Annotated in this window: 23 protein-coding genes and 1 tRNA gene; 11 read left to right on the top strand and 13 right to left on the bottom strand. The window is 42.1% G+C overall.

The window, feature by feature from the left end:
• The first annotated feature begins 93 nt into the window (after positions 1–93).
• A complete protein-coding gene (gene dinB, locus BN8899_RS08260; protein ID WP_065219057.1) occupies positions 94–1,170 on the top strand; it encodes a DNA polymerase IV in 1,077 nt (358 codons plus the stop codon).
• 658 nt (positions 1,171–1,828) lie between these two features.
• On the opposite strand, the gene speA is transcribed toward dinB, so the two are convergent.
• The gene (speA, locus tag BN8899_RS08265; protein WP_018338021.1) at positions 1,829–3,721 is read right to left on the bottom strand and encodes a biosynthetic arginine decarboxylase; all 1,893 of its coding nucleotides are present in this window, start codon (positions 3,719–3,721) and stop codon (positions 1,829–1,831) included.
• A gap of 127 nt (positions 3,722–3,848) precedes the next feature.
• Positions 3,849–5,312, bottom strand: a complete 1,464-nt coding sequence (locus BN8899_RS08270) for a hypothetical protein (RefSeq protein WP_065219058.1) — start codon at positions 5,310–5,312, stop codon at positions 3,849–3,851.
• Positions 5,313–5,472: 160 nt separating this feature from the next.
• On the opposite strand from BN8899_RS08270, the gene BN8899_RS08275 reads away from it, so the two are divergent.
• The gene (locus BN8899_RS08275; protein ID WP_065219059.1) at positions 5,473–6,786 is read left to right on the top strand and encodes a hypothetical protein; all 1,314 of its coding nucleotides are present in this window, start codon (positions 5,473–5,475) and stop codon (positions 6,784–6,786) included.
• Between the two features lie 104 nt (positions 6,787–6,890).
• Here BN8899_RS08275 and BN8899_RS08280 read toward each other — a convergent pair.
• Positions 6,891–6,966, bottom strand: a tRNA-Pro gene (locus BN8899_RS08280).
• A gap of 91 nt (positions 6,967–7,057) precedes the next feature.
• Between BN8899_RS08280 and rbfA the strand changes: the two genes are divergently transcribed.
• The 8 genes from rbfA to BN8899_RS08320 all read left to right on the top strand — a co-directional run bounded on the left by rbfA (position 7,058) and on the right by BN8899_RS08320 (position 14,095).
• A complete protein-coding gene (gene rbfA, locus BN8899_RS08285; protein ID WP_065219060.1) occupies positions 7,058–7,396 on the top strand; it encodes a 30S ribosome-binding factor RbfA in 339 nt (112 codons plus the stop codon).
• Between the two features lie 11 nt (positions 7,397–7,407).
• Positions 7,408–8,616: an ABC transporter permease gene (locus tag BN8899_RS08290; RefSeq protein WP_065219061.1), complete on the top strand. Its 1,209-nt coding sequence runs from the start codon at positions 7,408–7,410 to the stop codon at positions 8,614–8,616.
• A gap of 10 nt (positions 8,617–8,626) precedes the next feature.
• Positions 8,627–9,442, top strand: a complete 816-nt coding sequence (locus tag BN8899_RS08295; protein WP_065219062.1) for a peptidylprolyl isomerase — start codon at positions 8,627–8,629, stop codon at positions 9,440–9,442.
• Positions 9,442–9,849: a VanZ family protein gene (locus BN8899_RS08300; protein ID WP_065219063.1), complete on the top strand. Its 408-nt coding sequence runs from the start codon at positions 9,442–9,444 to the stop codon at positions 9,847–9,849. The genes BN8899_RS08295 and BN8899_RS08300 overlap by 1 nt, the downstream gene beginning before the upstream one ends.
• Positions 9,850–9,919: 70 nt before the next feature.
• Positions 9,920–10,942 (top strand): phenylalanine--tRNA ligase subunit alpha, encoded by a 1,023-nt coding sequence (gene pheS, locus BN8899_RS08305; RefSeq protein WP_018338015.1) that lies wholly within the window; start codon positions 9,920–9,922, stop codon positions 10,940–10,942.
• 78 nt (positions 10,943–11,020) lie between these two features.
• Positions 11,021–11,881 (top strand): N-acetylmuramoyl-L-alanine amidase-like domain-containing protein, encoded by an 861-nt coding sequence (locus tag BN8899_RS08310; RefSeq protein ID WP_065219064.1) that lies wholly within the window; start codon positions 11,021–11,023, stop codon positions 11,879–11,881.
• Between the two features lie 105 nt (positions 11,882–11,986).
• Positions 11,987–12,583, top strand: a complete 597-nt coding sequence (locus tag BN8899_RS08315) for a penicillin-binding protein activator LpoB (protein WP_018338013.1) — start codon at positions 11,987–11,989, stop codon at positions 12,581–12,583.
• A gap of 54 nt (positions 12,584–12,637) precedes the next feature.
• Complete coding sequence (locus BN8899_RS08320; RefSeq protein WP_082986963.1) at positions 12,638–14,095, top strand: COG3014 family protein; 1,458 nt, start codon at positions 12,638–12,640, stop codon at positions 14,093–14,095.
• A gap of 255 nt (positions 14,096–14,350) precedes the next feature.
• Here BN8899_RS08320 and BN8899_RS08325 read toward each other — a convergent pair whose 3' ends face one another.
• The 8 genes from BN8899_RS08325 to BN8899_RS08365 all read right to left on the bottom strand — a co-directional run bounded on the left by BN8899_RS08325 (position 14,351) and on the right by BN8899_RS08365 (position 18,805).
• Complete coding sequence (locus BN8899_RS08325) at positions 14,351–15,046, bottom strand: restriction endonuclease (RefSeq protein WP_065219065.1); 696 nt, start codon at positions 15,044–15,046, stop codon at positions 14,351–14,353.
• Entirely contained in the window at positions 15,046–15,540 is a 495-nt protein-coding gene (locus BN8899_RS08330) for a hypothetical protein (RefSeq protein ID WP_065219066.1), read from the bottom strand. Before BN8899_RS08330 ends, BN8899_RS08325 begins: the two co-directional genes overlap by 1 nt.
• 191 nt (positions 15,541–15,731) lie before the next feature.
• Entirely contained in the window at positions 15,732–16,478 is a 747-nt protein-coding gene (locus tag BN8899_RS08335) for a hypothetical protein (protein ID WP_065219067.1), read from the bottom strand.
• A gap of 122 nt (positions 16,479–16,600) precedes the next feature.
• Positions 16,601–16,891, bottom strand: coding sequence for a hypothetical protein (locus BN8899_RS20720; protein WP_148375331.1), 291 nt, complete (start codon positions 16,889–16,891; stop codon positions 16,601–16,603).
• 413 nt (positions 16,892–17,304) lie between these two features.
• Positions 17,305–17,946 carry a hypothetical protein gene (locus BN8899_RS08350; RefSeq protein ID WP_065219070.1) on the bottom strand — a complete coding sequence of 214 codons (642 nt, stop codon included), beginning with the start codon at positions 17,944–17,946 and terminating at the stop codon, positions 17,305–17,307.
• A gap of 57 nt (positions 17,947–18,003) precedes the next feature.
• Entirely contained in the window at positions 18,004–18,198 is a 195-nt protein-coding gene (locus BN8899_RS08355; RefSeq protein ID WP_065219071.1) for a hypothetical protein, read from the bottom strand.
• Positions 18,195–18,542, bottom strand: coding sequence for a hypothetical protein (locus BN8899_RS08360; RefSeq protein WP_065219072.1), 348 nt, complete (start codon positions 18,540–18,542; stop codon positions 18,195–18,197). The genes BN8899_RS08355 and BN8899_RS08360 overlap by 4 nt, the downstream gene beginning before the upstream one ends.
• 53 nt (positions 18,543–18,595) lie before the next feature.
• Complete coding sequence (locus BN8899_RS08365) at positions 18,596–18,805, bottom strand: winged helix-turn-helix domain-containing protein (protein ID WP_065219073.1); 210 nt, start codon at positions 18,803–18,805, stop codon at positions 18,596–18,598.
• Positions 18,806–19,249: 444 nt separating this feature from the next.
• On the opposite strand from BN8899_RS08365, the gene BN8899_RS08370 reads away from it, so the two are divergent.
• The gene (locus BN8899_RS08370) at positions 19,250–20,164 is read left to right on the top strand and encodes a helix-turn-helix transcriptional regulator (RefSeq protein ID WP_065219074.1); all 915 of its coding nucleotides are present in this window, start codon (positions 19,250–19,252) and stop codon (positions 20,162–20,164) included.
• Between the two features lie 20 nt (positions 20,165–20,184).
• On the opposite strand, the gene BN8899_RS08375 is transcribed toward BN8899_RS08370, so the two are convergent.
• Positions 20,185–20,838 carry a porin family protein gene (locus BN8899_RS08375; RefSeq protein ID WP_018338004.1) on the bottom strand — a complete coding sequence of 218 codons (654 nt, stop codon included), beginning with the start codon at positions 20,836–20,838 and terminating at the stop codon, positions 20,185–20,187.
• 133 nt (positions 20,839–20,971) lie between these two features.
• Positions 20,972–22,345: a dipeptidase gene (locus BN8899_RS08380; protein WP_018338003.1), complete on the bottom strand. Its 1,374-nt coding sequence runs from the start codon at positions 22,343–22,345 to the stop codon at positions 20,972–20,974.
• Positions 22,346–22,542: the final 197 nt, after the last annotated feature.

Below are 22,542 nucleotides of genomic sequence, written 5' to 3' on the forward strand. Positions count from 1 at the left end.
TACACTTCCGCGGGGATAAATTCCTCATCATCCTTCCCCGCTTCCTTTCTATTCTCCCGGAAAATTTCTATATTTACTTCTTGAAAAAGGGAGATGGAAAACAGGAAAATCATTCACATTGACATGGACGCCTTTTACGCTTCCATCGAGCAACGAGATCATCCGGAATACCGGGGAAAGCCCCTTGCCGTGGGAAGAGCGGAGAAGAGAGGGGTTGTAGCGGCTGCAAGTTACGAGGCTCGCCGTTATGGCGTACGCTCTGCCATGTCGTCCATGAAAGCCAAGCAATTGTGCCCGGACTTGATATTCGCCTCTTCCCACATGGAGCATTATAAAACGGTTTCCGAGCAAATACACGAGATTTTCCGGGAATACACGGATGTCATAGAACCTCTTGCCTTGGACGAGGCATTTCTGGACGTCACGGAGAACAAAAAAGGGATTTCACTCGCCGTGGATATCGCCCGCGCAATAAAAAAAGAGATAAAGGAGAAACTGGGGCTTATTGCCTCCGCCGGGGTGTCTTACAATAAATTCCTGGCGAAAATAGCTTCCGATTACAAGAAACCGGACGGACTTTACACGATACATCCCGACCGGGCGCCCGCCTTTATCGCCAAACTACCGATCGAGGCATTCTGGGGAATCGGCAAGGTAACCGCCCGCAAGATGCATTCTCTCGGGATACACACGGGTGCCGACTTGAAGAAATGCACGTTGACTTTTCTTACCCGCAATTTCGGGAAAGCCGGAAGCCTGTACTACGATTTCGCCAACGGCATAGACCCAAGAATCGTCTGCCCCGAGAGAATCCGCAAGTCCGTGGGTTGTGAAAGTACTTTCGAGAACGACCTGACGAATTATATCGCCGTCATTATCGAGCTGTATCACGTGGCAACGGAACTCATCCATCGGCTGGAAAAGTCTAATTTCAAGGGACATACTCTCACGCTAAAAATCAAATTCCATGATTTTACTCAAAAAACACGCAGTGCCAGTGTGGCACACGAACTGTTTACATTAAAAGAAATACTCCCCCTGGCAAAAAAACTTTTGAAAGACTTAGAATTAACACAGTTTAGGATTCGCCTCATAGGTCTTTCAGTTTCAAATCCTTATGAAGAGATCGCAGACACTTCTCCTTTACAATTAAAGTTTGATTTTGATTAATTAGGAAACCTTTACGTTATATTGACGTATATAGGCATACAATTTGAATTAAAACATAGTGTAACCGGAACTTAATAGAAAAGTAACTTGGTTACGATGTAAAACCGATACATTTGTATCGGAATTCAAAAAGAGAGACTTCGATTTTTTTTCATAAATTTGTTATTGGTATTTTGGGTCCCCGCTGAGACAGCGCGGACCATTTTTATTTTCAGAGTTCATTAAAATTTTGCAGACAATCTTGAAACCTTTACATCGATAATACGTTTACATGTGTAGATTTCAATGATTAATCTATATAATGGAAATTTAACGGAAAGAATTTTCATATATAAAGAAAAGCCGATACCTTTGTATCGGATTTCAAAAGAGACTTCGATTTTTTTTCATAAATTTGTTATTGGTTGCCTCCTGCTGTGACAGCACGAGGCTTTTTTCTTTCACCGTTGCTAAGCTATAAAATCTTTCTTTACCTACAAACGTTTGCGGGACTTTTAATAGTGTTAAATTCATGTCGCCATATAACACATTGATTTTCTGTGTGAAAATATTTACATTAACATTTAATCGTGAGGATTTTTACAAAAAAAAGAGACGTGTCAAAACTCCATTGAAGTCATTGACACGCCCTTTCAATATCTAGTAGATTTTATTCTGCTTATTCCAAATAGGTATATCCATACAGTCCAGAACGGTAATTTGACAAAAACTCGCGACCTTCTTCCGCAGAAATAATTCCTTTCTTCACGGAACTGGTCACCCATACCTCAACGGTACGTGCCATTTTCTTCGGCATAAACTGCACGTATTCCAACACGTCTGCCACGGTTTCACCCTCTATCACCTTGTCTATCACGTACTCGTCGCCTTTCACTTTGATATGAACGGCATTCGTGTCGCCAAACAGATTGTGCAAATCTCCTAGAATCTCCTGATAAGCCCCCACGAGGAATACCCCGAAATAATAAGGTTCTTTCCCGTTCAGCTCGTGTACCGGAAGGTGGTAGGAGAAGTTACGCGTAGAGATAAAATTATCAATCTTCCCGTCGGAATCACAGGTAATATCCTGCAAAGTTGCCGATTTGGTCGGTTGTTCGTTCAAGCGGGAAACCGGGATAATCGGGAATATCTGGTCAATCGCCCAAGAATCGGGCAACGACTGGAATAACGAGAAATTACAGAAATATTTATCGGGTAATAACTTGGAAATCTTTCTTAACTCATCCGGCGAGTGCTTCGTGTTCACCGCCATGTCGTACACGTCACGTGCTACCGACCAGAACAAGCGCTCAACCTGTGCTCGGGTATACAAATCGATCAACCCGAGATTGAACAACCCCAGTGCATCCTCGCGGATCTGCATGGCATCATGCCACGTTTCGATCAAACGGGGCTGATTGAGGTTTTCCCAAAGGTCGTACAACTCTTTCACCAACTCGTGGGCATCTTCCGCGATTTCCTCGTTCTCGTCGAAAGCCGGCAAACTGGTACTTGCCAATGCCTCGAAAATCAACACGGAATGGTGTGCCGTCAAGGAACGCCCCGATTCGGTGATGATATTCGGTTGTTCTAGCTCGTTTTTCTCGCAGGCATCCACTAATGCGGAAACTGCATCATTCACGTACTCCTGAATCGAGTAGTTCATGCTGTTACCACTCGTGGCGGAACGGGTACCGTCGTAATCGACCCCCAGTCCTCCGCCGATGTCGACGAAGTGTACATTATAGCCCATCCCTTTCAATTGCACGTAGAACTGGGAGGCTTCTTTCAATGCCGTTTTGATACGGCGGATATTTGTTACCTGGCTGCCGATATGGAAATGTATCAATTGCAGGCAATCCGTCATCTTATTTTTCTCGAGCACCTCGAGTGCTTCCAGCAATTCGCTCGAGTTCAAGCCGAACTTGCTCACGTCGCCTCCCGATTCTTCCCATTTACCACTGCCGGAACTTGCCAGCTTGATCCGGATACCGATATTCGGGCGAATTTTCAAACGCTTGGATATAGTCGCTATATTCCTCAACTCGTTCAACTTCTCTACCACGAGGTAAATGTTCCTTCCCATCTTCTGTGCCAGCAATGCCAACTCGATATAGTTCTCGTCCTTGTATCCGTTACAGATAATCATGGCATCGTCGTCAATGTCGATGGACAGGACAGCGTGCAATTCCGGCTTGGAGCCTGCCTCCAACCCGATATTATACTTTGTACCATGACTTACAATCTCCTCCACAACCGGACGCATCTGGTTCACCTTGATCGGGTAGATAATAAAGTTCTTCCCTGTATAACCATATTCCGTGGCAGCTGCCTGGAAACAACTTGAGATTTTCTCGATCCGGTTATCCAGAATATCCGGAAACCGCAACAACACGGGAGCGGACACATCCCTCACCTGAAGCTCTTCCATCAATTCTTTGATGTCTATCCTGGGTCCTCCCACCTTCGGCGTTACCGTCACGTGTCCTTTCTCGTTAATCGAAAAATAGTTCAGCCCCCAACCGTTAATGTTGTACAGTTCTGCTGAATCGTCAATGCTCCATTTTCTCATTTCTGTTCTATAAGATCTTTAAGATTGATTGTCCCGCAAAGCTACAATATATTTTCAAAAATAACGCACTTTTACGCAGGATAGTCCGAACCTAACCCTCTAAATTATTTAACTTTTAGTATCTTCTCTATAATTTTTGGATTTCCCGTATCCCGTCACGGGTTATCATTAAACGAAAACGCCGGTACTCGACATTCCCCTCGTGCTGGAGTTGAATCAAAAAATTGACGTAATAGATTTTCTCCCCCTTGATCGAGGCGTGGTCTGCCTCCCCTTCCGGGACATACAATTCATAAGCAGGTTCGTCCATCTTCCGGGCAAAACTCCCCAGGTCGAAACGAATAATCTCGTTTATCCCCGCAATGTCATACTGCCCATACTCGTCCAGAATCTCCGCGTTTAACTGCACCCATTTCCGGTACAGGATGATCCGCTCGCTCGAGTTCCGGTTGTCTGCCGCCAACAAGTCGGTACGTGCCCGCCGGCTGATGATCTCCTCCGGCACTTTATTTTCCGAGATAAAGTCCACGCCGTCCTTGATCTGCCCGACAACCTTGTCGCCCATGCTGACTTTTATTTTCCGGTCAAAATAATTCTTTCCCAAACGGTGTGCAAAGTAGAATCGCATCAATTCTTTGATGCGGTCTTTCAGCATATAACTCACGACTAAAGCCACGAACAAAGGCATCGTAAAGTTACCGTATTTTTTCTGGAAGGAGAAAGCGATTACCGTGGCAAATATCATCGACAACCCGGCAGCCATACTATAATATATTTGTTCAACCAGTACCCCGTCCCGTTTCTTGGATGCTTTCAAGAAAAGATCGCTCTCCGCATATTTTTTCAGAATACCCCGCCGATAGATCACTGCTCGATTCTGATCTTTACTGTCCTTTTCCGCCACGAGATAGCCGTTTTTCTGCTTGTAGCCGATTTCCCCGTGTATCAACTCCAACAATCTTTTCTTTTCCAGCTTGTAGCATTTTGGATCGAACTCCTTCAACCCGTCCAACAAGCGGAAAGTATGAAACTCTATCAGATTCGAGAGATACTCATCCCCGAAAGAAAAATAGTTCGCCGCCTCTTTAGGCAGCCCCGTGACATTAATGATTTTTTTTAATTCCCGGTAACGCCGGGCTATAACCCGAACACAAGTCACGTAATGCTCCACCTGAAGCTCCCGTTCGCTCCCCTCTACCTCGTGATGAATTGCCTCGTTCACCTTCCCCCGCAAGGCACTTTTAAATATGGAGGTAAACATCTTGATCTGGTACTCGTAAGTTTCGAGCGCTTCCCTCGTGCGTTCTTCCACGAAATGCAGGAAAGCATCCTCCAAAAACACGAAAGGCGTCCACTCCCCCTCGGCAATTTCTTCCAACGAGTAAATCGGAGTTATCAACCGCACGTTGGAACGCACATCTTTGTAGAAATCATCTTTCGAGTAAGTCGACGCACTAATACCAAGACTATGTGGCACGAAAAACCACGTGTTCATCCTGAACTCGTTCTCCTTCCGGTTGCGATCCACCACGTACCCCACCTTCATCTCCACAGAGTACTTATCATGCAGCTTTACTTGAATATCAATCATAACGAATCTACATCCTAAAATCGTTATGCAATGTACGTATTATTTTTCAATTGAGCCTCGAATGAAGAGAAATTTCAACGAATGTACATTTCTTTGATTTTTTTCGTAGATTTGCAAAAGAGTGAAATTTTCTTTGAGAAGTTACTTAAAAAAATGAGCCATGAAAGCAAGAATTGTTTTAATCTGTTTATGTATTTGGATTGTTTCCTGCAAAGATGATTACACGAGAGACAAAGAGCATTCGAACATAGAATCATGGATTCCGGCGTACAAGAAGTATCCAGAAGTAAGTGCCTCTGCTTTTAAAATCAAGTATTGTTTCCGAGTTGGCAGTGATGTTCCATTGGAACAAGAAACGCAAGAAGGAAAGGAAGCTTTTAGAAAATCGTTAGAAGAACAGGTCTATCCTGAATATTACGGGGGATATTATACGGATCAGCAAAATTCACCCCGAATAATTGTTTTTTTGACAGATACTTCATCTCGGGTAAAGAGTGAATTTATCGAATTATGCCAGATCGCTTCCGACGACATCACTTTCGAACCATGTACTTATTCTTACAATGAACTTTTAAGGCTTCAAAAAAAATTGTCATGTTCTTCCTTGTTTGAAAAATGGAATATCGAGTCAACATTGATCCGCCACAATAAATTATACGTTTTGTTCAATGGGCAAGCAAAAGAAGAAACGATTGCACGCTTTAAAGCAGAAGTAATGGATTCGCCAATGCTTGTGCTTAAATCTACAGAAGAATATGATCATGTCGAAAGAAATAGACCGAGGCTAACCTCGCAAAACAGTCGGGAAATCGCAGCATTTATTCCAGAAAATGTAAGATGTGGAAATCGATTTTTTGTAAATTATGGATTATATAATCCGGATGACCCGACATCATATAATATGAATGTTGGACGGATGGGATTCTGTGCTTATGCTCGAAATTCGTTTGATGCAGAATTTGTTTATGGCTTTGTTACTGCTGCACATAATTTCAATAATTTTAATAAAGACATCTGGATATCTCCTTATATACTAGAAGCTATTGATTCTCCTTTCGCTTATCCCCATTTTATTTATCGCTCTTCAATCGATTGTGCGTTCTGTCGTTTTTCGCCGGGATATTACATTCCTAAGGCTCATAATCCTGCAATGGTATTTTCTATAGAGGATGGTATGAAAATCGAGGTGTTAATGAGAGGTTCAAAATATCCTGCCAGAGTGCAAGATCCCGAGTGTAATATTGATATTAATGGATGTAATGTGCATGTTGCACGTTGCTATTTTTCAGATATTACCAGAAGACCTTCTTTAGAACAAGGTGATAGTGGAACTTTAGTCCTTACGTCAACGGAGTCATCTTGGATTAACGGTGATGTGGTTGGAATTGTTGTTGCAATGAGTGGATCGGATGTTTTTTTTGTAGTCCCTGCAATAAATATGACAAATTGTTTTGACATAAAATTCTCTATTTAATAAAAACACTCCTCCTGGTCTATAAGGACCCGTTTTCGGGTAAAGCAAAAGCAACAAAACAAGAATAAAACAAAAAAGAACGCTTTCCAAGCGTTCTTTTTATATGGTCGAGATGACTGGACTTGAACCAGCGGCCTCCACGTCCCGAACGTGGCGCGCTACCAACTGCGCTACATCTCGTTTCCGTTTTGCGAGGGCAAAGATAATAAAAGTATCAATTATAATCACTATATTTGTGGAAATTTTTTATTGAATAATTTTTTTTCTTGCTATGGACTCGATAAGACAAAATAAAGTAGGGCGTTTAATACAACGGGATTTAAGCGAAATGTTTCAAAAAGAGTGTAAAGAATACACCGGAGGTGCGATGCTTTCCGTTACAGCAGTGAGAGTTAGCGCAGATATGTCATATGCCCGGGTATACTTGAGCATATTCCCGTCGGAGCTCACGGAAAAAGTATTAGGCATCTTGGACGAAAAGAACAAAAACATCCGTTTTATTCTCGGGAAAAAGATCGGAAAACAAACCCGTATCATCCCGGAATTGCGATTTTTCGTGGATGATAGCCTGGATTACATCGACAAGATTGATTCCTTGTTGAAGCAATAGCCCCGTTCACGATGAACCTGTCGATATTCATTGCCCGGAGGTACCTGTTCTCGAAAAAGAAGCAGAATGCCATAAACATTATTTCCATCATCAGCATGGTGGGAGTTATGATAGGCACGACAGCATTGATTGTCGTGCTTTCCGTGTTCAACGGCATCGACACGTTACTTACAACGGTCACGGACAGTTTCACCCCGGACGTGACCATTTCTCCGGTACAAGGGAAATTTATTACCACGGATTCCGCGTTGCTGGAACAATTGAAAAAGACACCCGGCATCGCTTCTTTCGACGCCGTCGTGGAAGAAAATTCACTGGTTAAGTTCGGGGACAAGCTCGTTCCCGTGGTCGTGAAAGGCGTGGACGAAGATTACGCCCGGCACGTGGGCATCGAACCCACAATCGTCAGCGGGAAATACGCTTTGCAAGAGGGTGACAAACCGACCGTGGTACTCGGGTATGGCATTGCCGCCGCTCTAAAAACCCGTCTTGGCGTACAGAACCCGATGACCTTCTATTATCCCGATAAAACAGCCTCGTCGGCATCCATGTCAGCGTTGAACAACCAACGGATATACCCGATCGGGATATTCTCGGCACAACAAGATATTGACGGGAAATACGTGATCACGGGTATCGAAACCGCAAGAAAATTGTTCGGGGTTCCGGGAGAGATATCCAAAATAGAGATCAAACTGCAAAACCCGGACGACCTCGCGTCCTTCAAAGCTACACTCGCCTCCCAGGTCGGAACCAAGTATAAAGTACTTGACAAATACGATCTCAACCGTTCGTTTTACGCCATGATGAAATCGGAAAAGTTGGCGGTATTCCTGATCTTGTTGTTTATTTTATTGATTGCTTCCTTCAATATTGTAGGATCTGTTTCCATGTTGATTATCGACAAAAAAGAAGATATAGGAATCTACCAAGCCCTCGGGATGACAAAAGAAAAAATCATTTCCATCTTCAAACTCGAGGGCAACTTGATCACGGGCATAGGGGCTCTTATCGGGCTGATTGCCGGAACGGCACTCTGCCTGTTGCAAGAATATTACGGATTCATCACCCTCGGGAATGGAAGCTACATCATTAGCGCCTATCCCGTGAAAGTTGTCACTTCGGACATCTTGACCATCATGGTCACGGTGATTGCTATTGGTTTTATCGCCTCGCACTTCCCCGTAAAATTCCTTGTCAACAAAATCGTCAAATCATAAACAACAATATATGTATAAACTTCTGATATTCTCGTTCATTCTCACCCTTTTCACTTTCCCCGGCAAAGGACAGGAAGAAGAGCGCATTGTGCTGATAGAAACTAACATGGGGAATCTTAAGGCTAAATTATACAACGACACGCCGATTCACCGGGATAACTTTATCGAACTGGCAAAATCCGGTCAATATGACGGAACATTATTCTACCGGGTGATTAAAAACTTCATCATACAAGGAGGTTCGGAGGACAGCCGGAATGCCGTCCCCGGACAAGAACTGGGTTACGGCAGAGAAATCACGATAGATGCGGAAATCAAACCGCATCATTATCACAAGAAAGGAGCCCTGGCAGCACCCCGGCAACCGGACGAAACGAATCCGCTCAAGAAATCAGACATCTCGCAGTTCTATTTTACTGTCGGCAGAAAATACCCGCTCCAAGAACTGGAATATATCGAGAAATCGGTTAACTCCCCTATCAAACGAGCGATACAGAATAAATACTATACCCCGGAGAAAAAAGCAATCCTAGATTCCTTGAAAGCCCAGAAGAATGTCCCGGAATTTCGGAAAATAGCCAACAAGATCAAAGAGGACATCGCCCGGGACTGGGACAAGAATACCGACAAACTCTTCATGGACGAAGCGAAAAAACAAGCTTACACGACAGCGGGCGGCGCTCATGACCTGGATGGCGAGTACACGGTGTTTGGAGAACTGATCGAAGGTTTCGACGTGCTCGACAAAATCGCCGCCTTACAGACGGATAAAAAGAACCGTCCGGTAAAAGACGTAAGAATAATCAAAGTAAAAGTAATTGAATAATGATCGCACGCAAATACATTCTATTATCGCGAACACTGATATGGGCAGGAATCATTTTCTTCCTGTGTGCCATTCCGTCGAGCTCCATTCCCGACCCGAAACTCAATATTCCCCACCTGGATAAAGTAGTTCATTTCGGAATGTTCTTTATCATGTCGATCTTTCTATGCAGCGAATTACGCTACCAAACCAATTTGTCCCCACGGGCTTGCTACCCGATCGCCATCGGGTTCAGTTTCGTGTATGGCGGACTGATCGAAATATTGCAATACTCGTGTTTTCACCGGGGTGCCGAGTGGTGGGATTTGATTGCCGATATACTCGGGGGAGTGGCAGGCTGTTTGCTATACCCCACTGCAAAAAAGTACAAAGACAAACTGATTACTCGTTTCTGGAAAAAGAATTAATCACGATAGCAAGAATGTGTAAGACTTTTTTATTAACTTTGCCCTCCAAGGATTTCAAATTTTTGAGAAGATGTTAGATAAGATAAAACAACTCCGTGATGAAATAGCAAACTTCCAAGCCACAACGCTGGATGAAGTAGAGCAATTTAGAATCAAGCATTTAAGCAAGAAAGGTTCTATCGCCGCTCTGTTTGATGATTTCAAAAGCGTCCCGGTTGAGCAAAAGAAAGCCGTGGGACAGGAGTTGAACGTGTTGAAAAATACGGCATTAGAGAAAGTAAACGAGTTGAAAGAGATGTTGAGTAACGCGGAAGAAGGGCTCAGCGGGCTGGATATGACCATGCCGGGTGACCCCATGAAACTCGGGACTCGCCACCCTCTGTCTATCGTTAAAAACGAAATCATATCTATCTTCAACAGACTTGGTTTTACCGTGTCCGAAGGACCCGAAATCGAAGACGACTGGCACAATTTCTCTGCATTGAACTTCCCGGAGGAACATCCGGCTCGCGATATGCAGGACACGTTCTTCATCCAGAAGAACCCTGATCTGGTACTCCACACGCACACCTCATCCGTGCAGGTTCGCGACATGGAAACACACCAGCCTCCCATTCGTCTTGTTACCCCAGGACGGGTATTCCGTAACGAGGCTATCTCGGCTCGGGCACACTGTATTTTCCACCAGATCGAGGCACTTTATATCGACGAAAATGTTTCTTTCGCCGACTTGAAACAGACTCTCACTTACTTTGCAAAGGAACTATTCGGGGCTGACACGCAAATTCGTCTGCGTCCCTCGTTTTTCCCGTTCACCGAACCGTCGGCAGAAATGGACGTATCCTGTACGTTATGCCACGGGAAAGGCTGCAACGTGTGCAAAGGCACGGGTTGGTTAGAAATTTTAGGTTGTGGAATGGTTGACCCCAACGTACTCGAACTAAATGGTATAGACAAAGAAAAATATACCGGGTTCGCGCTGGGAATGGGAATCGAGCGTATCGCGATGTTGAAATATGGCATCAAAGACATACGCCTTTTCTTCGAGAACGACATCCGCTTCCTTGAACAATTTTCGGCCGCAGGCAAATAATATATAAACACAACACAAGAGAGATGAGGATGCCGTTTACGCGGCTCCTCATTTTTTATTCACTCGAAAACATTTGTTATGAAAAAAACACTTCTCTTGTTCCTGGTTATCCTTCCCTCTATATTCCCGGGATGTAAGGCTCAATCATCTATATCCCCGGAAGATAAAGCCATTCTCACCCGATTCTTCGAGTACGCCTCGGAAAAGGGATTATACAAATTTCCCTTGAACGAACGGATTGTAGCTATCGGGCAATTCTTTATCAATACGCCATACAAGGGAGGCACGTTGGAAATCAACCCGAAAGAACAACTTGTCGTAAACCTACAGGAACTCGATTGCGTGACTTTCGTGGATAATGTACTTGCATTAGCTTTGTTGGAAAAATACGATCCGCAACAAACAGAAACATTCTTGAAAAATTTACAAAGAATACGTTATCGAAACGGTGAAATCACCGACTACACGGCACGCCTTCATTACTCTACCGATTGGTTATATGAAATGAGCCAAGCAGATATGCTGAAAGATGTTACCCGGGAGAACGAAGGCATACCTTTCCCTAATAAAGTTGGTTTCATTTCCCGTAATTGGCAAAAATATCCTGTATTAAAACAGGATTCCACCCTTGTCGAAAAGATCGTCCGCATTGAAAACAATATCAATAACCGGAAATATTACTATATACCCAAAGATCAAGTTTCCTCCGCAACCGGACAAATCCGACCGGGAGACATTATCCTTATCACAACGGATAAAAAGGGACTGGATACCGCTCATGTGGGAATAGCTATCGAACAAGAAGGACAAATTCATCTGCTCCACGCCTCTCTTTCCGCCCGAAAAGTGGTCATCACGGAAAACACTTTACCAGAATATTTGCAGGGCATTCGCTCCCATTCAGGCATAATAATTGCACGTCCTGTCAATTTTAAATGAAATTAACATCCTTAAGAAGCGCTAATACGTATATTTGGTCAAATTATTGTTATGAAATTTGATATATATCGTGGAATTTGAATATAAACCTAAAATCGAAAGAATATGAGAAAAGTATTTATCGGAACACTCGTCGTGTTAACCTTCGCGATACTGAACGGATGCGGGAGCCGGAAAATTGCCCGTTTAGACCCGAGCGAAACTATTGATTTGAGTGGACGCTGGAACGATAGCGATTCACGCCTCGTGTCAGAAGAAATGATCGGGGACTTATTGACCTCAGCCTGGATTCCCCGCTATTTAAAAGCGAACGAAAAACGCCCGGTAATCGTGGTCGGGCTAGTGGAGAACAAGAGCCATGAACACATTAATTCTGAAACTTTTATCAAGGATGTCGAGAAAGCTGTCATCCGTGATGGAAATATCCGTTTGGTCGTAGCAGGAGAGAAACGTAACGAACTACGAAAAGAACGTGCAGAACAACAGGATTACGCTTCCCCCGAAACCACCAAGAAATGGGGTAAGGAACTAGGAGCAGACTTTATCCTGCAAGGTACAATCAACAGCATCGTGGATTCGTACAAGAAACAAAAAGTAGTCACCTACCAAATTGATTTGCAACTTACTAACATCGAAACGAATGAAGTTGTCTGGATGGGGGACAAGAAAATAAAGAAACAAATCACGGATAAAGTATTCTAATTAGTTTGTAAAGTTTATAAGGTTCATAAAGTTTATAAAGTAATCCAACGCTACATGATACACGTTCATCATTCATATTTTAGCAGAAATGCCGCAAGGATTCACAAGCTTTATGAACCTTACAAACTCTTCGGGTTCATTATCGTTCTCTTCCTCTTTTCCGGATGTGCCACCTGGTACCAACGTACCGCCGAATTTCAATCAGCCGTGACTGCCGGGAATTTTGAAAAAGCAAACAAACTACTGGATAAAGACAAAAAACAAGCTACCGGGAAAAACCGGATTCTCTACTATCTCAACAAAGGATACGTGGAATTCATGCTGGGACACCCCCAAAATAGCAACCAGTATTTTGAAACTGCCGAGAATCTAATTGATGAGCAACATCGCAATCTCGGTTCGGAAGCAGTCGCCTTAATCACGAACCCGGAAGCACGTCCGTATCACCCGGAAGATTTCGAGGTAATCATGATCAATTTTTATAAAGCATTGAATTACCTTGACTTGAACGACATGGAAGGGGCTTTGGTGGAAGTCAGGAAAATAAACATCAAACTGTATCAACTGAATGACAAATATCCCGACCACAAGAACCGCTATCAACGGGACGCTTTCGCCCATTTACTGATGGGATTGATCTACGATGCCTCCGGGGACGCCAACAACGCATTCATTGCATATCGTAACGCTTACGAGGTCTATCAATCCGATTACGCGAAAAACTTCGGAGTGCAAGCCCCGGAACAATTGAAACAAGATCTGATGCGTTCCGCCTATAACTGCGGATTCACGGCAGAATTAAAGCAATACGAGAAAGAATTTAACACTACTTACAAGCATACCCCACCCCCGGCAAACGGGCAACTTGTTTTCTTCTGGCTAAACGGAATGGGGCCCGTGAAAGCGGAATGGAGCATCAATTTCGCCAAACAAAAAAGAGGCGACGGGGCAATCGTCTTCCACAATGACGAATTCGGATTTGCATTCCCTTTCTTTTTTGATTCCCGTTACTCGGATGCCGAACGACAAAGCATTGCCAACCTGCAAATGCTGAGAGTCGCTTTCCCAAAGTACATGGAACGTCCGCCCTTGTATGCCAACGGCTCGCTCGTGCTCGACGCAAAAACCTATCCCCTGGAAATTGCAGAGAACATCAACGAGATTGCTCTCAAGACTTTGCGAGATCGCATGGTGCGTGAATTTTCTACTTCCCTCTTGCGTGTAGCCGCCAAAAAAGGAATCGAGTACACCGCCCGAAAACAAAACGAATGGCTCGGGTTCGCCGTCGGCATTGCCAATTCCCTGACAGAAAAAGCAGATACCCGCAACTGGCAAACACTCCCCTATTCCATTTCTTACACTCGTGTCCCTCTCAATGCCGGAATAAACAACATTTCCCTGCAATTTACCACTCGCAACGGTTCCCGCAACACGGATCAAATCTCCATCGAAGGCGGTGGCAGGAAAACCCGCTTTCACGTGTTCCAAACGATGGACTCCCGCCAATTCTAACCTTGTCCACGCACCCCTGTTCCAAAAGTACAAAACATTTTCCCCCCTTTTAAATCCTTCTGTATTCATTCCGCACACGAGGTCTATCCTTATTTCTCAACATGAATAAAGCCGCCCCCTGTCGGCTTTAACTCGGCTATAAGTCTACTTTATTCCATCTCCTCACCCTAAAACAGCAGAAATATACCCTGATGCGCAGGACAAAGCCGCAAATTTACTTTTTGTCCTGCACGCAAAACAAATGTCTAAAGATTTTCACAATTTTACCATCTGCAATCCCATCGGACACTTCATCAACTCGAAAAAAGGAACCTGCGACAAGATTAAAACCACCCCGGAAGAAGCCCGCCCCGCGTAATTTTGATTAATATCATCTCTCGTTACAAAACCTTCCTTCAATATCTTATTTACCGCATACTTAAAAATCTCAATCTTAATTTTTCCTATTTTCCCATTAGACGTAATTCTTTTCACTTCACCCCAATCTACTTCAAGTATTTGATTTTCGTTCCCATTTTCCCGCTTCAACGTTTTGCCTGCCAAAGGAATAATATATTTACTCCAAATCGTATCAAAATCAAGTCCTTGTGAATTAACATCTACATCCCTCTGTCGTGAAACAGATTCATTTCCCTTCCCGTCCAAATAAATAATATCAATTTCCAATTTTCGTGCAACCATTACAGCATCATCCATCACATCACCACTTGTCACCATTATCGCCCTCGTGCAATCAAAATATTCTTTTGCACCGCATAACTCCATCACCATTTGTCGATTGATCTTTCTCGTTCCCCCTCCATAATTTTTTACTTGAATAGCAATTTTTTCATTACTCTTCCGTGCAAAAATATCTACTCCCCAATCTCCCGTTTCCGGAGTTATTTCAATTTCATATCCTTGTTGGCGAAAATAATCGCCAACAAACAATTCGTATTCTCTCGGTTTCATTAATCTCTCAAATTAGCAAAAGGTCGTTTACCAGAATATTCTTTTTTAAATGATTGTATCAATTCTCGTTCCATTTCTTCCGGATCCTCTACCGGTTTCCAACATATTAACAAATCACCAGCATTCTCTATTTGCCAAATGTATCGACCTCCCCAATGACCAACATTTTCCCCTTGCCCAAACTTCAAGTACTGCGACAAACGCCTATACAAGGTTGCCAAGGATGTTTTTCCTCCCGCCTTTCCAATATAAATCACGGGAGTATCAACAACCCAATTCTCTCGTAATTCACGTAATGAAACATTCGGATTTTTCCCCTTGAACAATCCCCCGCACCCCTTCTCCAAGAAAATCGGCATCCCGTCATTCACGTACAACACGAAATAAATACCTTTCTCTCTCGAGATACAAGAAGCATCTCTCCATAACTCATTTATTGACACGAAACCAATAAACCCTTCTTTTTTTAATTCTTCGATAGATTTAAATTTCATAACTCATAACCTTTTAACCATTTCTTCCCTTTGTTACCTAATCACTTTAGGATTACAATTTTCTAAATTATATTTCTCTAATATTAGCTCTCGAGAAATTCCAAACAACTAAAAATATGCCAAAACCAACACAAGCAGTTATAACGATGAGCGATAAAACTAATTTTTGTTTTCCTCTTCTCTCCTCTGATTTAGCGATTTTTAATATTGTATTTCTCTAATACATTTAACAATCTTTTTTCAACCTCATCCGCAATTAACACCACGAGTTCTTGCATTCTTTCCCTTTGTTTCTCTTCCAATTGATCAAAAAGTTCTTCTCCAGGAGTAAAACTATATCCTAATTCACTATCTTCTTCCCAATATGGCTTTTGGTACTTGTACTGAAATACTCTATTTTTATCTATTTTTCTAATCTCCTCAAGATAAGAACTCTCCTTGTATTTCGGACACACAACACCAATTATTTGAAATTTGTTTTTATACGCCTCTACCAATTTATCTCCATCTATACGAAAATCATTTTCTGAAATATCAAGCAACGCTTCACTTCCCCAGCGCTTAAACCAACATTCTGGAGCAAGCTCGCTATCATACACAGGAATCTCACCCTTCAATCCCAAAGCCTTTACTATCTCTTGCCACCAGTTATCACCTTGAACTAATTTACAAGTTCCTCTACAACTTCTTTTACACAAAAGAGCTTCCCAAGCTAACCAAAAATCTTCTCCATTAATTTTTCTTCCATTAATCTCAACTTCAGTACGACTCCACGACTTTACTAATTGCAATAGATCTTGAACTTCTTTGGAAAATTCTTTACAACTTACCATCATAAAAGTACCTTCTTGATGTCCTTTCAATTTCTCTGCAATCTGTATTGCCTCAGACATTCTCTGCGACCTTCCTTTTGTATTAAAACACACTTTTATTTCCATATCATTCCAATTTTATATACCTATTTTTCCGAACATTATGCCATTTAGATATTTCACACTTGCAAAAACTTGTAGAATTACAAATCGTTAATTACATTACAACTTTATAACTTAATCCTGATTCATTTTGCCATACGTTTTAACCGTTCGATATATTTTTCCAACGCATCCGGAGCTGTTACTTTTTCTTTTTGAACTTGTTTATCCACGATTGTAGTCTTCATATCAAGATAATTTTCCAACAACTCTCCTTTCAATTCTTTTTGACTTTCAAATAGCATTTCAAAAGTCACAAATGTTTTAATCAAACAAATATTCTCTTGCTGAATCCCGAATAATACCCCATCTTGAATACTTCCTTCCACATAATTTTCCGCTATCCCCTCCTGCCAAACCATACCTATATTCCGCATAAAAAAACTTCTTATTAACTCTTTATTCGAAATATTGTCATCCTTCAAAAAACGTGTACGATAACGAGAGAATACGTGTGCCGAGAAAATATCTAGATTTACCCGGTTATCATCTCCATCAAAATCCGTATCCAAAATAGCCGCACAAACACCTCCATTATTATATATACAAACGACATGATAAAGCAAATGTCCAAGATCATTCCTCTATCGCCTTTCTTTACACTCCAAAAAGATCAAATACTGATTACCTCCTTTTGAACGATAATCCAAAGAAACCATCACGGGAAAGATTGTCCGATGGCAAAAAAATCGGATAATCTTTTTCTGATTCCTAAAAAAGTAGGTCACGACCTCTTTTTCTTCTCTCTTTAACTCTTCTAATATCTCCTCTCCTGTAAAACGTTCCGTGATCATGATTTCAATGTAGAACCTGTTATACCGTGTTTCTTCCTCTTACCTCTCGTCAATTCCAAATTTGCAAAAGGAAGGACTAAATTCTCTTTCGAAAAACAAAGAAGGAGATTTTCATTCAACAAACTCGGTGATTCTTTTTGTGATGATAATCTCCAAAAACAATCCAAAAGCTTTTCTTCTACTTCTTTCGGGGAAGGGCAAGGCAAATAATATACCCACAAATCATTCAATATTTTCAGCGTTTTAAGCCAATGCCCTCCCGCATGAGGCTTCGCATCACCCAATTCAGTCATATAATATTGACCCACCCGTTTAGCCAAGGAGTTCTCCGTTTGCCCTATATAAACGATATTCTCTTCCGGCAACCAGAAATCGGCAAGGCGTTGTTTTAATTCTTGCACGCTTGGTCGATTACCATCCAATTTCATGCCGGGTACTTTATTCAACCAAAAAGCCAACATCTTATCATCTATCGGGGCTGATGAATAAAGATTCTCATTTCTTGACGAATCGCAACAAGTCGAAACGATATAAATTCCTATTTCTTGACAAGCAAATTTTTCACCCCATTTCACTCGTTTCAAATTTGCAGGATTCAATCCTACCTCTTTTAATAAATTATTAATTGTTATTGCCATACGATATCCTATTTAATTATTATTATTTTACTCTATTTCTACCAGAAATATCCCCTGTTAATCAAAAAAAGATATTATAATCCCTAATAACATGAGAAGGGCTATAACAGAAAACAAACATCCAGTTACTCGGTTAGCTCTTTCTTCATTCTTCTTAACCATTTCCTCGTGAGTCATCAATTCTGGTTGTTTAGATGCTGCTGCACCCAATATCAATAGCGCTAAACCAATAATACAAATCGCTGTAATCATAATCCCAAATATTTTTCCAATTCAGCTTGTTCCTTTAATTCACGTAATTGTTTTCGAGTACTTTTCTTTTTACTTTGCAACTCTTTTATCTGCTTCTGTAAATCCTCAATAGCAGCCTCTATATCATATGGATCATTGCCATCGACTGATATTCCTGTGTAAAGTTTTCCCTTGGGAATTTTTATTCCATAATCTGACAAACTTTTATCCCTATATTCATAGGGAAGGGATACCTTTCCGTACTTAGGCTTCTTATCTCTTTTCTTTTTTATCATCGTTTCATTCACCCCATATATAAAGGCAATCAGTAACCCAATCAATACCGCTATAACATATTTTCCCATATCAATTATTTCTCATTTTCAATCATGCTTTCAAAAGCCATATAACATCATAATTAACAACAAAATAAGCAAATGCACTCATCTTTCATCTCGAACAAATGCGTGTATTTTTTAACTCTCGCCGAAACCTGACCAGCAGGAAGCGGTTGTTTATCCCCACGTGCGTATAATCCTTGTTTATTAATTTTCTTCGTAATCTCAGCCGCCGTCATTGGGTGATTTTCATCTTTCAAAACTTTCTCGATAGCTTCATGTAACTTCATAACTTATTCACTTTTAAATTACCTCCGCCTGTCCCCGACACGGAAAATTCATACACGAAAAAAGCGTGGGAACTGTATGCTTATCCGGTAAAGTGGCTCTGGTAAACCAATGCTACAAATAAACAACAACCCACGCTTAACCGGTATATATGAAGTACATATACGGCAAGCATGAACGTCATTCGTTTGTGTTCTTGCAGCATTTGAAAATTTACCAGACTTTCTTTACCAAGAATCAAACAAAACGCTTCAATATGAAATATGTCCACCACATGACATTTTCATGCCAGTGATGCAACAAATTTACAATTTTATCACGAATTAAACAACGTTCGTGGGTTGTTGCAAGAACTTTAATCCGGGACAAAGAAAAACGATAACAGGGACAGAGTATGGCACGCACTCGAAAAAATATTATCTTTAAACCGATTTACACGACATATTATGGCAAAAAGCGATTACACTAGACGATACTTGTATATCATCCGAAAAGTACAGGAACATCCTTACATCTCGAGTAAAGAATTAATCCAGCACGTGTCACGACAACTCGTTCTGCATGACTCGGAAGCAACCTCTTTCTCCACTCGCACCCTGAAACGGGATTTAAAAGAAATACGCGACAAACTTGGTTTTGCCATAGAATGGGATAACCGGAGGAAAGGATACTACATCCCCGATAACGACGAGGCAAACGATCCGGAAGGAATTGCTCGTTTTCTAGAATCTTTCGAGATCCTGAACTCCTTGAACGCGGACAACGGGCTCTCCCGATATGTATTCCCGGAACACCATCATCCTTCCGGAACCCAACATCTTTACCCTCTCGTGCAAGCAATGAAAGAAAAGCGGGTTATCACCTTCAATTACTACAAATTTAGAGAACAATTGATGACCTCTCGTGAAGTGGAGCCATACGCGGTAAAAGAATGCCGGGGACGCTGGTATCTAATCGGGAAAGAATCCGGTTCGAATATCTTTAAAACATTCAGCTTAAACTACATCTCAAACTTAAATATAACCGCACGTACTTTCAAAAGAAATAACGACATCAACATCGACCTCTCGTTCCGGGATTCTTTCGGGATTATCAACGACGAGAAATTCCCCGTCGAAAACATAACCCTATCATTTGACTCTCTCGACGGTCAATATATCAAAACCAAACCTTTTCACCACTCGCAACAAATCATCAAAGACACTTCCGAGGAATTTTCCATTACCCTCCGCTTACGCATCACTAACGATTTTGTCATGGAACTTCTTTCCAGAAGCCGATCTCTACGAGTTATTCAACCACTAAATCTCAAAGAAAGAATTAATGAAATATACAAACAAGCCCTACTACGCAATTCTTAACCAACAAGACAAAATCAATGCTAAAAATTCACCCCAAAATTCAACGAGAAATTTCTATTTTTTGCAGTAACTCCTTCCAGAATCTTCTTGTTCGCGATATTGATCATCCCTAAATCGTAGTACAATCCCACAAATAATCTTTTAATAGTAACACCAGTGCCGAAAGTAAGCCCCCAATCAAATTTCTTTAGAGTACCCTGTTCCCCGTCTTCTCCTTCCGTGAACAGGCTCACCTTCACGTTCGCACCTTTCTCCTTAAACTTCGCCTTACCTCCTATAGAATAAGCCACATAAGGACCTGCATACAGATGCCATTTCTTCCCGGCAGACTTCATTTTAAAATTAAGGCTTCCCAACACCGGCAACTGAAAATAGAATAATCGGTCAGACTCAGTCGTCTTCACCCCTTTTATTTCCCCTTTAAATCTTGATCCAATCATCGAAAGATACAATCCCGGCTGTATCGAAAACATTCTCTTGTTCTCCACGTTCCCGACAAACCCAATCCGGAAGCCCTCTTTGTACTTGTTGCTGTTTCCTCCCACGAAAACAGCTTCCGTCATATCAAGCGTGGACATATTCAATCCACCCCGGATACCCCAATTTTGCTGCGCCTTAAGGGATGCCATCCCTCCTACACAGAACACCGCTAACAATAACATTTTCTTAAACATACACGACAATATTTTTATTGCTATAAATATACGTTATTAAAGATTCTTTTCAAAATATTGAAATACCATTTTTATAATTAAAAAAACCGTCCGACAAAATTCGGACGGTTCACACCTAATTTCAGGCTATTTCTTATTTCTTCATAATCTCCCCGAAATACTTGTAGAACAACGGGATCGTCGTGATTCCGTTGAAGAATTGTTCCAACGGGTAATTCTCGTTCGGCGAATGGATAGCGTCAGCACCTAACCCGAAGCCCATCAACACGGATTTGATACCCAACACTTCCTCGAAAGTGGCAATGATTGGAATACTTCCACCGGAACGTACCGGAACGGGTTGTTTACCGTACACTTCCTCGTATGCTTTTTCTGCAGCCTTGTAAGCCGGAAGATCAATCGGGCACACGTAAGAAGGTCCCCCGTGCAAGTAATCTACTTTCACTTTCACGTAATCGGGAGCGATAGACTCGAAGTATTCTTTAAATAATTTAGCGATCTTCTCGTGTTTCTGGTTCGGAACCAGGCGACAGCTGATCTTGGCATACGCCTTCGAGGGCAACACGGTTTTTGCACCTTCTCCGGTGTAACCGCCCCAGATTCCACAAACGTCAAACGTCGGACGAATACCCGTGCGCTCGTTCGTGGTGAATCCTTCTTCGCCTTTCACCTCTTTAATATCCAACGACTTCTTGTAATTTTCCAAGTTGAAAGGAGCTTTCGCCATTTTCGCACGTTCTTCGGCAGTCACTTCTAACACGTCATCATAAAAACCGGGGATCGTGATATGCCCCTTCTCGTCCTGCATTTCGGCAATCATCTTGCACAACACGTTAATCGGATTTGCCACCGCTCCACCGAAAATACCGGAATGCAAATCAGCGTTCGGTCCGGTCACTTCCACCTGCCAATACGCCAAACCTCTCAATCCTGTCGTGATAGAAGGCACATCCGGCGCAATCATGCTGGTATCGGAAACCAAGATCACGTCAGCCTTCAACATATCTTTATGTTCCTTGCAGAACTTCGGCAAATTCGGAGAACCGATCTCTTCCTCCCCCTCGATCATAAACTTCACATTGCAATTCAACTTCCCGGACTTCACAAGATACTCGAAAGCCTTGGCGTGCATGAAAGCTTGTCCTTTATCATCGTCAGCACCACGAGCCCAGATCTTACCGTCTTTCACAACCGGCTCAAAAGGCTTCGTGTTCCACAAGTCGATCGGGTCAACCGGCATCACGTCCATATGCCCGTAAACCAATACCGTCGGGAGAGCGGGATCAATGATCTTTTCCCCGTATGCCACAGGATTTCCATCTGTTTCATACACTTCAGCTCGATCTGCCCCGGCGGCTAACATGATCTTGGTCCATTGCTCGGCGCAACGATACATATCCGGTTTGTGCTCTGACAATGAAGAAATTGAAGGAATACGGATCAACTCGAACAACTCGTTCAAGAAACGTTCCTTATTCTCTTCCACGTACTTTTTGATTTGTTCCATTTACTTGAATATATATTGATTAATAAATAATAAACACTCTTTCGCCGTGTAAATATAATACTTTCAAACGAACGGATCAAACCATCGGCACAAAATCGCCCGCCACCTGTTACATTTCCATTAAATATTTTTCAATATTCAATTCTCTATCTAAGATTAATTTCCTACTTTTGCGGGGTGTTTCAACTAATCAATTA

It is taken from the genome of Butyricimonas sp. Marseille-P2440 (genome assembly GCF_900091675.1).
GTDB lineage: Bacteria > Bacteroidota > Bacteroidia > Bacteroidales > Marinifilaceae > Butyricimonas > Butyricimonas synergistica.